This window comes from Amycolatopsis sp. CFH S0740 (assembly GCF_004522315.1).
Classification (GTDB): Bacteria; Actinomycetota; Actinomycetes; order Mycobacteriales; family Pseudonocardiaceae; genus Amycolatopsis; species Amycolatopsis nivea.
On record NZ_SDLS01000035.1, the window covers coordinates 13,889 to 27,103 of the forward strand.

A 13,215-nucleotide genomic window follows, 5' to 3' on the forward strand; every position below is an offset into this window, starting at 1 on the left:
TCCGCGGCGATCCAGTCCTCGCGCTCGAAGAACCGAGTGCTCGCCGACAGAACCCGCCCCGAAGTGGTTCGGTCCGTGTGCCCGGCCCAGCCGGACTTGCGGAGATAGTGGTACCGCCCCGTACCCCGAGGTGCCGCAGCGAAAACGGTCCGTTTGGCAAGCAGGCGCACGGTCTCGGCAGGGCTGGGGACGGAGGGACCTCGCCTTCCCAGGAGACCCCCGATGCTTCCACAAGATCCACTGTGATCCGGGACGATTGTTTCGGGTGCGCTGCGAGTGGCACATGTGACTATCGGTCCTCGCCCGTTACCGTGGAGGCATGGCTGGGTCGGCGACGAGAAAGCGGAGCACTGCGGGAAGCGGCGGGAAGGCACCGGCGCGTAGTTCGCGTACGCCGGCGAAGTCTCGGGCCGCCGCGTCGAGCAGGTCGTCGAAAGGCCGTTCGACCAGGGGGAGTTCCCGGCCGCGGACGTCCAGTGCCCGGCGTCCGGCACCCCGGCGCAAGAACGGCGCGTTCGGGCGCGGCGTGCGCAGCACCTGGAACCTCGTGGCCAAGGGCGTCGGTTCGCTGGCCCGCACGGTCGGGCGCACGCGGGAGCTCGAGGCCGAACACCGGCGCGACGGGCTTGCTCTCGGGTTGATCGCGCTGGCCATCGTCGCCGCGGTCGGCGTCTGGTGGCGGGCGGCCGGGCCGATCGGGGCCGGGGTCGAGATCGCCACGCGGACGGTGCTCGGCGCGGGAGCGGTGACGCTGCCGCTGGTGCTGCTCGTGGTCGCCGTCGCGTTGATGCGGTCCGAACCGAGTCCGGAAACCCGGCCGCGGATGGTGATCGGCACACTGTTGGTCGTGCTGTCCGTGCTCGGGATGCTGCACATCTTCACCGCGCTCCCGGACACCAACGACGGCCGCATGTACGCGGGCGGCATTCTCGGCGCGTTCTCCGGCGGGCTGCTCACCAAGGGCGTCACCACCTGGGTCGCGGTGCCGTTGCTGATCCTCGCGCTGCTGTTCGGCGTCCTCGTGTTCACCGGCACGCCGGTGCGCGACATCCCGCACCGCCTGCGCACCTGGGGCCTCGACGAGCACGAGCTGGCCGAATACGAGGCCGGTCAGCACGACGACGAGCCCGAACCCGAACCTGAGGCCGACCCGAAGTCCGTCCGGCTGCGCAAACCGTCGCGCCGCCGCCAGGCCAGTGCCGACAAGGACGGCGAGCAGCTCGACATCGACGCCGCGCTCGCCGAACCGGCCACGCCGATCCGGCCGCCGAAGCCGGTCGCGCCGCCCGCCGACGTGCCGGAGAAGAAGCCGAAAAAGGCTCCGGAACCCGCGCTGTCGGTCACCCGCACCGTCGAGGGCGACTACGCGCTTCCGCCGCCTGACCTGCTGAAGCTCGGCGACGCGCCGAAGTCCCGCAGCAAGGCCAACGACCAGATGATCGAGGCGATCACCGGCGTCCTCGACCAGTTCAACGTCGACGCGCAGGTCACCGGCTTCACCCGCGGCCCGACGGTCACCCGGTACGAGGTCGAGCTCGGCCCGGGCGTGAAGGTCGAGAAGATCACCGCGCTGACCAAGAACATCGCCTACGCGGTGGCCACCGACAACGTCCGCCTCCTGGCGCCGATCCCGGGCAAGTCCGCGGTCGGCATCGAGGTGCCCAACTCCGACCGCGAGATGGTGCGCCTCGGCGACGTGCTGCGCGCGCCGACCACGGTCAAGGACAACCACCCGATGCTGATCGGGCTCGGCAAGGACATCGAGGGCGAGTTCGTCACCGCGAACCTCACGAAGATGCCGCACTTGCTGGTGGCGGGTTCGACCGGTTCCGGTAAGTCGAGCTTCGTGAACTCGATGCTGGTGTCGCTGCTGGCCCGGTCGACGCCCGCGGAATGCCGGATGATCCTGATCGACCCGAAGATGGTCGAGCTGACCCCGTACGAGGGCATCCCGCACCTGATCACGCCCATCATCACGCAGCCGAAGAAGGCCGCCGCCGCGCTGGCCTGGCTCGTCGAGGAGATGGAGCAGCGCTACCAGGACATGCAGGCCAACCGGGTCAGGCACATCGACGACTTCAACGCCAAGGTCCGCTCCGGCGACATCACCGCGCCGCCGGGCAGCGAACGCGAGTACCAGCCGTACCCGTACATCATGGCGATCGTCGACGAGCTGGCCGACCTGATGATGACCGCCCCGCGCGACGTCGAGGACGCGATCGTCCGGATCACCCAGAAGGCCCGCGCCGCGGGCATCCACCTGGTGCTCGCGACGCAGCGGCCGTCGGTCGACGTCGTCACCGGCCTGATCAAGACCAACGTGCCGTCGCGGCTCGCGTTCGCCACGTCGTCGCTCACCGACTCGCGGGTCATCCTCGACCAGCCGGGCGCGGAGAAGCTGATCGGCATGGGCGACGCGCTCTACCTGCCGATGGGCGCCGGGAAACCGGTCCGCATCCAGGGCGCGTTCGTCGGCGACGAGGAGATCGCCGCGGTCGTCAACTTCGCCAAGGAACAGGCGCAGCCGGACTACAACGAGGGCGTCACCAGCGCCAAGGCGGGCGAGAAGAAGGAGATCGACCCGGACATCGGCGACGACCTCGACGTCCTGCTGCAGGCCGCCGAACTGATCGTCACGTCGCAGTTCGGGTCGACCTCGATGCTGCAGCGCAAGCTCCGCGTCGGCTTCGCCAAGGCCGGCCGGCTGATGGACCTGCTGGAAAGCCGCGGCGTGGTCGGCCCGTCGGAGGGTTCGAAGGCCCGCGACGTGCTGATCAAGCCGGAGGAACTGGAGTCGGTGCTGTTCATGATCCGCGGCGGCTCCGACGCGGGCGGCTCGCCCGCCGGCGGCGAGGACGAAGAGTTCTGAGCCGCGCGTGCAACCCGGCGGCGCGTCCGGCCCGTCCACTGCGCATGGACCTCAAGAAGCTCGCACTGGGTATCGGGACGGCCGCCGCGCTGGCCGGGTGCGCGGGCGGAACGGCCGCCATCGCGCAGACACCGTCGCGCCCGCCGGCCGCTGATCCGGGCGGAAACGTGGCGCTGACGCCCGGCCAGGAGGTGCAGGTCGCCGGACGGGACCTGACCGTGCGCTACCGCCAGCTGGTCTCGGATTCGCGCTGCAAGCCGGGCAGGCAGTGCTTCGTGGCGGGGGAGGCCGTGGTGGCCCTGGTCCTGACCGAACCGGGCCGCGGCGAGCACACGTCCGTCCAGCTCCACACCGGCCGTCAGGGCCCGGACACGACCACATTCGCCGGGACGACGGTGAAGCTGGCCGCGGTGGACGGGTCGGGGAACCACATCCTTGTGCGGTTCTCCTGACGGCGCTCAGAACTCGAGCAGCATCCGCGAGTTCCCGAGGGTGTTCGGCTTGACGTAGGGCAGGTCGAGGAACTCCGCGACGCCCGGGTCCAGCGACCGCCGCATCTCCTCGTACACCTCGTGCGACACCGGGGCGCCGTCGATCTCGACGAAGCCGTGCCCGGAGAAGAACGACGTCTCGAACGTCAGCACGAACAGCCGCTTGAGCCCCAGCTCGCGGGCTTCTTCGACGAGCCTGCCGACCAGCGCGCGGCCGATCCCGCGGCCGCGCGCCGCTTTGTCGACCACCACGGTGCGCAGTTCGCCGATGTCCTCCCACAGCACGTGCAGCGCGGCCGCGCCCAGCACGTCGTCGGTGCCGTTCTCCTCGTCGGTCGCGACCCAGAACTCCTGCACCGCCTCGTAGAGCGTGACCAGATCTTTCTCGAGGAGCACGCGGCCCGCGTCGGAATCGACGAGGGCCTTGATCTTGCGGACGTCGGCGATCCGCGCGCGGCGGACGGACGGGGAGCGGGAATCGGGCACCTGGTCAAGATAACGACCGCGAGGACCGGCCGCGCCGAGCGGCTCCATCGGGGGACCCCGGATGCGTGACGCCGCGAGCCGTCACGTATAGCTAGTGAACGCACATGACCAGTAGTCGGCGGCCCGGCCCGCCGCCGGCCCCCGGGAGGAACCTGCATGTCCGGCACCACGGTGGCTGCCCCGGAACGGCCCGGCAAACCTCCCGCCGGGCCGAGCGCGCAAGCGCGGTTCCGGCCCGAGCTGCAGGGCGTGCGGGCGCTGGCCTCGGTGCTGGTCGTGGTCTACCACGTGTGGTTCGACCGGATCTCCGGCGGCGTCGACGTGTTCTTCCTCGTCTCCGGGTTCCTCATCACCGGGCAGCTCTACCGGGCGCTGCTGCGCGGCCGCATCGAGCTGCGCGCCACCTGGGCACGGATGATCAAACGGCTCTTCCCGGCCGCGATGACCGTGCTGCTCACCGTCGTGGTCGTCTCCCAGCTGCTGCTGCCGCAGGACCGCTGGTTCCAGACCATCCGCGAGGTCGTCGCCTCGGCGCTGTTCTACGAGAACTGGCAGCTCGCGGCCGATTCGGTGGACTACTTCGCCCAGCACAACAGCGCGAGCCTGGTACAGCACTTCTGGTCGCTGTCCATCCAAGGCCAGTTCTACGTGCTGTGGCCGCTGCTGTTCGTCGGCCTCGGCCTGCTCGTGCGCCGGCTCGGCTGGTCGCTGCGGCGCACGGTGAACCTGCTGCTGATCGTCCTGTTCGCCGCCTCGCTCGCGTACTCGGTGTACCTCACCGCCGACGACCAGCCGCTGGCCTACTTCCACGGCCTCACCCGGGTGTGGGAATTCGCGCTCGGCGGCCTGATGGCGATGTTCCTCGACCAGGTCACCCTGCCGCGCCTGCTGCGCATTGTGCTCGGCTGGGTCGGCGTCGCCGGGCTGGTGCTGTGCGGCGTGCTGCTCGAGGTCGACAGCGTGTTCCCCGGCTGGATCGCGCTGTGGCCGACCGTCTCGGCGGGCCTGGTGCTGGTCGCCGGGCAGACCGGCAGCGTGCTCGGCGCGGACCGCTGGCTCAGTTCGAAATTCCTCGGCTACGTCGGCAACCTCAGCTTCTCGCTGTACCTGTGGCACTGGCCGGTGCTGGTGTTCTACCTGATCGTCCGCGACCGGGTCGCGGTCGGCCTGCTCGGCGGCGCGTTCGTGGTCGGCGTGTCGTTCCTGCTCTCGATCCTGACCTACCACCTGATCGAAAACCCGATCCGGCTGTCGAAGATCGGCACCGCGAAACGCTGGGGCGCCTACCGGTTCGGCGTGCTCGCGCTGGCCCCGGTGCTCGTCGCGAGCGGCGTCTGGCAGGGCGTGAGCAGCGCGCGGGCGAACTACGAGATCGCCATCGGCGACCCGGACCACCCTGGCGCGGTCGCGCACGCGCCGGGCTTCGTCTACCGCGGCACGCCGTCGCCGTCGATCGTGCCGCCCACGGTGAAGCTGGCCGACGACTGGGCCCGCACGCCGCTGGACCAGTGCTCGATCTCGCCGCGCAACAAGGAACTGCAGATCTGCTCGGAGTTCCCGGAGGGGCCGCCGACGAAGCGGGTCGTGCTGGTCGGGGATTCGCACATCCAGCAGTTCCTCGCGTCTTTCCGGCCCGCGATCGTCTCCGACGGCTGGGAAGTCTCGACCATGCTGAAGGGCGCGTGCCCGTACTCGTCCGGCTCCGAGCTGATGCCCGGCGACCAGCCCTGCCTCGACTGGAACAAGGCCGTCACCGACGAACTGCTCGACACGCGCCCGGACGCGGTGATCATGCTCGGCACCATCAACTCAAAGCCGGGGCCGCACGAGACGACGCCGAAGGGCTTCGCCGACGTCTGGTCCACTTTGGACAAGGCGGGCATCCCGGTCGTGGCCGTGCGCGACAACCCGCGCTACACGTTCAACATGGCCAGCTGCGTCGCGCAGAAGAGCCCGGCCGACCCGTCGTGCTCGGTGCCGCGGTCCGCCGCGGTGGCCGCGACGCCGTCGTGGGAGCAGGTCGAGGACGTCCCGGACAACGTGACCTTCCTGGACTTCACCGACTACTACTGCGACCAGAAGCGCTGCCGCGCGGTCGTCGGGAACGTGCTGGTCTACATGGACGACAACCATCCGTCCGCGACCTTCAACACGACACTCGCGCCGATCGCGGTCAAACAGCTCAAACAGGCCCTGCGGTGGTGACCGCGCGCGGGGCGGGAAGGGACGAGTTCGGCGGCTAGCCGTCGCGGAGCGTCCCGGGTTGGGCACAATGGGGCGGCGGCGGGATCGCCGCACGGGCACCTGAGGGGGAGCTGGTCTTTTTGACGCGCGCAGGGTGGGACGCATTCCAGGCCGCACAGTCCGAGGCGGCGGCGGGCCGGACGGCCGCGCTGACCGGCCCGGACGGCGTCGGATGGCTGCTCGTCCCCGGCCAGGCGTGGCAGCGGCGGCTGCCGGACGGGAGCTGGCAGTACACGCAGCCGCCCGCGGATCCCGGCTACCGCGGCGCGGCCCGTCTCGTGCCGCCGCCCGCTCCCGGCACGCCCGCGCCGGGCTACGGCGCGCCGCAGCAGTACCCGGGCGGCCAGCCGGGCTACGCCGGTCCCGGCAACGGAGGTCCCCGGCCGCCGTATCCGGGTCCGCCGAGCAACCCGGGCGGTTTCGCCGCGCCGCAGGGCAATCCCGGCGGGTACGCGGGGCCGCCGCAGGGCTATCCCGGACCGCAGGGCGGCCCCGGCGGCTATCCCGGACCCGCCGCGCCGCCGCAAGGCAACGGATTCGGCGGCCCGCCGCCCGCTCCGCAGGGCTACCGCCCGCCGCCGCCCGGTTACCAGCCGCCGCAGGGCGGCCCGTGGTCCGGACAAGTGCCCGCGCAGCCGCCGTCCGCCGCGCCTCCGGGACCGCAGCCGCCAGCCGCGCCCGCGGGGCCTCCGCCGCTGCCCGCAGCCGGTCCTCCGGGATCGGTGCCGCCGGTCCCCGCGAGCGCCCCGAATCCGGCTCAGCCGCCGCAGATCCGGGTCGAGAGCCTCGGCCAGGCGGGGATGTTCGTCGCCGGGACGGAATCGATGGCCGAGTTCGTCACGCGCGCCACCCGGGTGGTCGCCTGGGCGGACGCCACCCGGCACGGCACCGCGAACGGCCCCGGCGAACCGCCGCCGCCCGAACCGGAACGGCCGGGTTCGGACGGCAACGGCAACAACGTGCTCGGCGACATGGCGCGGCACAGCCGGTCGGTCACGCTCGACCTGCTCGCCGCGGGCAACCGCATGTGGCAGCGCAAGGAGCAGTCCCGCTACGAAAAGGCCTACGAGGAGTGGCAGAAGGCCTACGCCGAATGGGAGAAGCGCGAAGCGGCCCGGATGACCGCGGGCACCAAGCAGCCGAACCCGTTCATCCTGCTGATCGGGGAGGCGAACACCGGCCAGCGCCGGTTCACCCGGGCGCTGAAGGCGTCGCTGACCGAGGCCGAAGTCGGGTTCGACAACGCCGAGTTCTTCGACTGCGCCGTCCTGGTCGCCGAGTACGGCGACGACCCGATCGAGCGTTCCGTGCCGACGACGATCAACGAGATCGAGAACGGCGGCTCCGCGCTCATGCTCGCCGAGCGGGTCGACGCGCTCTTCGAGAAGGACCTCGCCGGCACCGTCCGGCTGCTCCGCAACTACGCGCGCGACCAGGACAGCTGCCGCCTGATCGTCTTGGACGGCACTGAAAAGGTCCTCGAACAGCTCAGCGCCGAGGCCCCCGACCTGGTGCAGAACATGCTGCAGTACCGGCTGCCGCGGTTCGACCGGCCCGCCGAAGCGGCCGCGCTGCTCGACGTCCTCGCCCGGGAGCGCTCGTTCGGCCTGCCCGCCGACGTGCGCGACCGCCTCGCCGCGCTCGTCAAGGAACCCAGCGCCCGCACGGTGGAGGCGCTGCTGGACGCGGCCTCGCGGCAGGCGATCAGCCGGGGCGCGATGCCGGGCACCCGGATCGAGATCGGCCACCCGGACATCGAGCCGCTCGTCGCCGCGGCCGGCCAGCGCGGCGGGTCCTCGATCGAGGAGCTGCTCGCCGAACTGGACGGGATGATCGGCCTCGCCGCGGTCAAGGAGCGGGTCCGTTCGCTGACGTCGGAGATGACGATCGACGCGCGGCGCCGCGAAGCGGGCATGAAGGTCGCCGTGCGCAGCCGCCACCTGCTGCTCACCGGCAATCCGGGCACGGCGAAGACGACCGTCGCCCGGCTGCTCGGCAAGATCTACCAGGCGCTCGGCGCGCTGCCCAAGGGCCACGTCGTCGAGGTGACCCGCACCGACCTGGTCGGCGAGTACGTGGGCCAGACGTCGCTGAAGACCCGCGCGGCGGTCCAGCGGGCCGTCGGCGGCGTGCTGTTCCTCGACGAGGCCTACAACCTCGTGAACGACAAGGACGACGACTTCGGCCGGGAAGCGGTCGCGGAACTGCTGGTGCAGATGGAGAACCACCGCGAGGACCTGGTGGTCTTCGCGGCCGGCTACCCGAAGGAGATGGACGCCTTCCTGGAGTCCAACTCCGGCCTGCGCTCGCGGTTCGCCGGGTCCATCGAATTCCCGGACTACTCCAACGACGAGCTGGCGCAGATCTTCCGCGCGATGGCCAAGGGCCAGGGCTACGAGCTGTCCGCGGACCTGCTCGCGGCGCTGCCCGAGGCGGTCCGGCGGATCCCGCGCGGGCGCGGCTTCGCGAACGGCCGGTCCGCGCGCGTGCTGCTGGAAGCGGCGATCGGGAAGCAGTCCACCCGGTTGACCACCGACGGCGGCGCGGACCTGGTCACGCTCGTCGCCGCCGACCTCCCGCAGCCCGGCGAATCCGGGGTGGGCGCGGTCGACGACACCGGGCCGCGGCGCAGTCTGCCGGAGCTGCTGGCCGAGCTGGACGCCATGATCGGGCTCGGCTCGGTGAAGCAGCGCGTGCGGTCCATGGTGGACGAGATGGCCGTCGACGCGCGGCGGCGCGAAGCGGGCATGAAGGTCGCCGTCCGCAGCCGCCACCTGCTGTTCACCGGCAATCCGGGCACGGCGAAGACGACCGTGTCGCGGCTGGTCGGGCAGATCTACCGCGAGCTGGGCGTGCTGCCCTCCGGGCACCTCGTCGAAGTCGGCCGCGGCGATCTCGTCGCCGAGTTCACCGGCCAGACCGCGCCGAAGACCCGCGAAGTGTGCGAACGGGCCGCGGGCGGCGTGCTGTTCATCGACGAGGCGTACAACCTCGTGCGCGACGACAACGACGACTACGGCAAGGAAGCCGTCACCGAACTGCTGGTGCAGATGGAGAACCACCGCGAGGACCTGGTGGTCTTCGTCGCGGGCTATCCCAAGCAGATGGACGAGTTCCTCGAGTCCAACCCCGGCCTGCGGTCGCGGTTCTCCGGCCGGATCGAGTTCCCGGACTACACCAACGAGGAACTCGCCGGGATTTTCACCGTGATGGCGAAGAGCCAGGGCTACGAGCTGTCCGCCGACCTCGCCGCGGCGCTGCCCGAGGCGATCCGCCGCATCCCGCGCGGCCGCGGGTTCGCGAACGGCCGGTCCGCGCGCGGCCTGCTGGAAGCCGCGATCAGCGGGCAGTCCAGCCGGCTCGCCGCCGCCCCGGACACGCCGCCGGACCAGCTGGCCGTCCTGGTGGCCGCGGACCTGCCGGGCGAGGCCGGGGTCGCGGTCAGCGACGACGCCGGACCGCGCCGCGGACTGGACGACCTGCTGGCCGAACTCGACGGCATGATCGGCCTGGACGGGGTGAAGGAGCAGGTCCGCGCGCTGGTCGCGGAAACGCGGCTGGACGCGCGCCGCCGCAAGGCCGGGCTGCCGGTCGGGGCGCGCAGCAGGCACCTGGTGTTCACCGGCAATCCGGGCACGGCGAAGACGACCGTCGCGCGCCTGATGGGCCAGCTCTACCGGGAGCTCGGCGTGCTGCCGTCCGGGCACCTCGTCGAGGTCGCGCGGCCGGACCTGGTCGGCGAGTACATCGGCCAGACCGCGCCGAAGACCCGCGAGGTGTGCGAGCGGGCGATCGGCGGGCTGCTGTTCATCGACGAGGCGTACAACCTGGTCCAGAGCTACTCGAACGGCACCGACTTCGGCAGCGAGGCGGTCGCCGAACTGCTGGTGCAGATGGAGAACCACCGCGAGGACCTGATCGTGATCGCCGCCGGCTACCCGGCGGACATGGACCGCTTCCTCGACGCCAACGCGGGCCTGCGGTCCCGCTTCGGCGCGACGGTGCACTTCGCCGACTACGACAACGACCAGCTGGCCGCGATCTTCACCGCCATGGCGGGCAAACAGGGCTACCGGCTCGACCCCGGGCTCGTCGAAGCGCTGCCCGGGTTCATGGCCGGCCTCGACCGCGGAACGGGTTTCGCCAACGGCCGTTCGGCCCGCGGCCTGCTCGAACGCGCGATCCGGGCGCAGGCGATGCGGCTGGCCGGCCCGGACGTCGACCTGGAGGCGCTGGACGACGCGGAGCTGACCCTGCTGACAGTCCCGGACGTCTCCGCCGCGGAGTGATCCCACGCCGGGACTCACGCCGGGCGGCCCGCCCGCAGGTACGTGAGGGGAACCCTGAGGGAATCTGATTCCCTCAGGGTTCCCCTCACGTACCGCAAACCCCGGCGAGACCCGGCCGGAGGAGACCGGGTCACCGCACTGGGCGACTCCGTCTCGGGGCGGTCCGGACGCGACGGCTACCCTGAACGTCGTGCCTTCTCCAGCCGCTGACTCCGCTCGCGCCCGCCGTGTCTCCCTCGTGACCTTGGGCTGTGCCCGCAACGAGGTCGATTCTGAGGAGCTGGCGGGCCGGCTGGCCGCGGGCGGCTGGGAACTGGCCGCCGAACCGGAGGACTCCGACGTCGTCGTGGTCAACACGTGCGGGTTCGTCGAATCGGCCAAAAAGGACTCGGTCGACACGCTGCTCGCCGCCGCCGACACCGGACGCAAGGTCGTCGCGGTCGGCTGCATGGCCGAGCGCTACGGCACCGAACTCGCCGACAGCCTCCCCGAGGCCGACGCGGTGCTCGGCTTCGACCACTACGCCGACCTCTCGTCGCGGCTGGACGACGTGGTCGCCGGCCGCGCGATCGCCTCGCACACCCCGTCCGACCGCCGCAAGCTGCTGCCGATCAGCCCGGTGCAGCGGCCCGCCGCGACCGCCGAGGTCGAGGTGCCCGGGCACGCGCAGCACGGCTGGGGCCCGCGCGTCCTGCGCACGCGGCTCGACGATTCCCCGGTCGCCGCGCTGAAGATCGCCTCGGGCTGCGACCGGCGCTGCTCGTTCTGCGCGATCCCGTCGTTCCGCGGGTCGTTCGTGTCCCGCCAGCCCGACGAGATCGTCGCCGAGGCCGCCTGGCTCGCCGAGAACGGCGCGAAGGAACTGTTCCTGGTCAGCGAGAACTCCACGTCGTACGGCAAGGACTTCGGCCGCGACGGCACCCGCGCGCTCGAACTGCTGCTGCCGCGGCTCGCGGAGATCGACGGCATCGAGCGCGTCCGCGTCTCCTACCTGCAGCCCGCCGAAACGCGGCCGCAGCTGGTGCAGGCGATCGCGACCACGCCGGGCGTCGCGGACTACTTCGACCTGTCCTTCCAGCACTCCAGCGAGCAGGTGCTGCGCCGGATGCGCCGGTTCGGGTCCACCGACTCGTTCCTCGCACTCACCGAGCAGATCCGCGAGTACTCGCCCGAGGCGGGCATCCGCACCAACGTGATCGTCGGCTTCCCCGGCGAGACCGAGGACGACCTGGCCGAGCTGGAGCGGTTCCTCACCGGGGCGCGGCTCGACGCGGTCGGCGTGTTCGGCTACTCCGACGAGGACGGCACCGAGGCCGAGACCTTCGAGGGCAAGCTCGACCCGGCCGTGGTCGCCGAGCGCGTCGCGCGCATCTCGGCGCTGGTCGAGGAGCTGACCGCGCAGCGCGCCGAGGACCGCATCGGCACCTTCGTGGACGTGCTGGTCGAGCACGACGGCACGGACGGCGACGACGCGGTCGGCCGCGCCGCGCACCAGGCCCCTGAAGTCGACGGGGAATGCGTCATCCTCGAGGACGAAGAGACCAAGCCGCTCTCGGTGGGCGACATCGTCCGCTGCGAGGTCGTCGACTCCGCCGGCGTCGACCTGGTCGTCCGTCCGGCACCGGACGCCGGCCGGTGAGTGCCGCGCCCAGCGGGGCTGGCGAGGGCGTGCCCCGCGCCGCGTCGGAGGGCGGGGCTCAGCTGCCCGAGGCGACTCCGGTCCCGACGCTGAACCTGGCGAATCTGCTCACCATCTCGCGGCTCGTCCTGGTCCCGCTGTTCGTGGTCGCGCTGTTCACCGGCCACGGCGAGGACACCACGTGGCGCGCGATCGCCACCGGGCTGTTCGCCATCGCCTCGGCCACCGACCAGGTCGACGGCTGGGTCGCCCGCCGCTACGGGCTCATCACCGACTTCGGCAAGATCGCCGACCCGATCGCGGACAAGGCGCTCATCGGCGCCGCCCTGGTCGGGCTCAGCGCGCTGGGGGAGCTGTCCTGGTGGGTCACGATCGTGATCGCGGTGCGCGAGATCGGCGTGACCCTGCTGCGGTTCTGGGTGATCCGGCACGGCGTGATCCCGGCCAGCCGCGGCGGCAAGGCGAAGACGATGGCGCAGATCATCGCGATCGTGACCTACCTGCTGCCGCTGCCGGCCGGTGCGGACCCGGTGCGCTGGGCGCTGATGGGTCTCGCGGTGGCGCTGACCGTGATCACCGGCGTCGACTACCTGATCCGCGCGATCCGCCTGCGCGCCGCCGGCCGGCGCGCGATGGGCTCGTGATGACCGAAGCGCGCGAACTGGTCGCGACCCTCACCCGCCGGGGGGAAACCGTGGCCGCCGCGGAGTCGCTCACGGCCGGTCTCGTCTGCGCCACGCTCGCCGAGGTGCCGGGCGCGAGCGCGGTGCTCCGCGGTGGTCTGGTGGTCTACGCCACAGAGCTGAAGGCCGCGCTCGCCGGGGTCGACGAACAGCTGCTGGCCGAGCACGGCGCGGTGCACCCCGACGTCGCCGCGCAGCTGGCCAAGGGCGCGCGGGAGCGCTGCGGGGCGACCTGGGGCCTCGGCCTGACCGGCGTCGCCGGGCCGGATCCGCAGGACGGCGTGGCCCCGGGAACGGTGTACGTCGGGCTCAGCGGACCCGGCGTGGACACGGTGCGTGAGCTGGCCGAGACCGGTGACCGGGACACGATCCGGACCGCGTCGGTGCGCGCCGCGTTCGCGCTGCTCGGGGAACAATTAGACTGAAAACGGCGTTCGCCCTTGGCGTACGTACGTGTCAAGTCCTGCACTCGGGGTACCGCTCTGGGTAACGTAGGAGGCACCAGTTCGGGAAG

At 71.7% G+C, this 13,215-nt stretch carries 9 protein-coding genes; 7 read left to right on the forward strand and 2 right to left on the reverse strand.

The genetic code is table 11. The features are described from left to right. Positions 1–306: 306 nt before the first annotated feature. The gene (locus tag EIZ45_RS47120) at positions 307–537 is read right to left on the reverse strand and encodes a hypothetical protein (protein WP_037812487.1); all 231 of its coding nucleotides are present in this window, start codon (positions 535–537) and stop codon (positions 307–309) included. Here EIZ45_RS47120 and EIZ45_RS38695 point away from each other — a divergent pair. Together EIZ45_RS38695 and EIZ45_RS38700 are read left to right on the forward strand one after the other, a co-directional pair. Then, positions 527–2,869: a DNA translocase FtsK gene (locus EIZ45_RS38695; RefSeq protein WP_240690917.1), complete on the forward strand. Its 2,343-nt coding sequence runs from the start codon at positions 527–529 to the stop codon at positions 2,867–2,869. The genes EIZ45_RS47120 and EIZ45_RS38695 overlap by 11 nt on opposite strands. Before the next feature lie 44 nt (positions 2,870–2,913). Then, positions 2,914–3,321, forward strand: a complete 408-nt coding sequence (locus EIZ45_RS38700; protein WP_238605442.1) for a hypothetical protein — start codon at positions 2,914–2,916, stop codon at positions 3,319–3,321. Between the two features lie 6 nt (positions 3,322–3,327). Here the strand turns inward: EIZ45_RS38700 and EIZ45_RS38705 are convergent, their stop codons facing one another. After that, positions 3,328–3,846, reverse strand: a complete 519-nt coding sequence (locus tag EIZ45_RS38705) for an amino-acid N-acetyltransferase (protein ID WP_037812807.1) — start codon at positions 3,844–3,846, stop codon at positions 3,328–3,330. A 156-nt stretch (positions 3,847–4,002) separates the two neighbouring features. On the opposite strand from EIZ45_RS38705, the gene EIZ45_RS38710 reads away from it, so the two are divergent. The 5 genes from EIZ45_RS38710 to EIZ45_RS38730 all read left to right on the forward strand — a co-directional run bounded on the left by EIZ45_RS38710 (position 4,003) and on the right by EIZ45_RS38730 (position 13,126). Next, positions 4,003–6,051 (forward strand): acyltransferase family protein, encoded by a 2,049-nt coding sequence (locus tag EIZ45_RS38710; RefSeq protein WP_134669135.1) that lies wholly within the window; start codon positions 4,003–4,005, stop codon positions 6,049–6,051. Between the two features lie 119 nt (positions 6,052–6,170). Continuing rightward, positions 6,171–10,379 carry an AAA family ATPase gene (locus EIZ45_RS38715; RefSeq protein WP_134669138.1) on the forward strand — a complete coding sequence of 1,403 codons (4,209 nt, stop codon included), beginning with the start codon at positions 6,171–6,173 and terminating at the stop codon, positions 10,377–10,379. 190 nt (positions 10,380–10,569) lie between these two features. Further along, positions 10,570–12,018, forward strand: coding sequence for a 30S ribosomal protein S12 methylthiotransferase RimO (rimO, locus tag EIZ45_RS38720; protein ID WP_037812800.1), 1,449 nt, complete (start codon positions 10,570–10,572; stop codon positions 12,016–12,018). Further along, a complete protein-coding gene (gene pgsA / locus EIZ45_RS38725) occupies positions 12,015–12,662 on the forward strand; it encodes a CDP-diacylglycerol--glycerol-3-phosphate 3-phosphatidyltransferase (protein ID WP_037812484.1) in 648 nt (215 codons plus the stop codon). The genes rimO and pgsA overlap by 4 nt, the downstream gene beginning before the upstream one ends. Further along, positions 12,662–13,126 (forward strand): CinA family protein, encoded by a 465-nt coding sequence (locus tag EIZ45_RS38730; RefSeq protein ID WP_037812482.1) that lies wholly within the window; start codon positions 12,662–12,664, stop codon positions 13,124–13,126. Before pgsA ends, EIZ45_RS38730 begins: the two co-directional genes overlap by 1 nt. Positions 13,127–13,215: the final 89 nt, after the last annotated feature.

Excerpts from the sequence above, each read along its gene's own strand:
- EIZ45_RS38700 (WP_238605442.1), top strand. The coding sequence starts at position 2,914 with ATGGACCTCAAGAAGCTCGCACTGGGTATCGGGACGGCCGCCGCGCTG.
- EIZ45_RS38710 (WP_134669135.1), top strand. The coding sequence starts at position 4,003 with ATGTCCGGCACCACGGTGGCTGCCCCGGAACGGCCCGGCAAACCTCCC.
- EIZ45_RS38730 (WP_037812482.1), top strand. The coding sequence starts at position 12,662 with ATGACCGAAGCGCGCGAACTGGTCGCGACCCTCACCCGCCGGGGGGAA.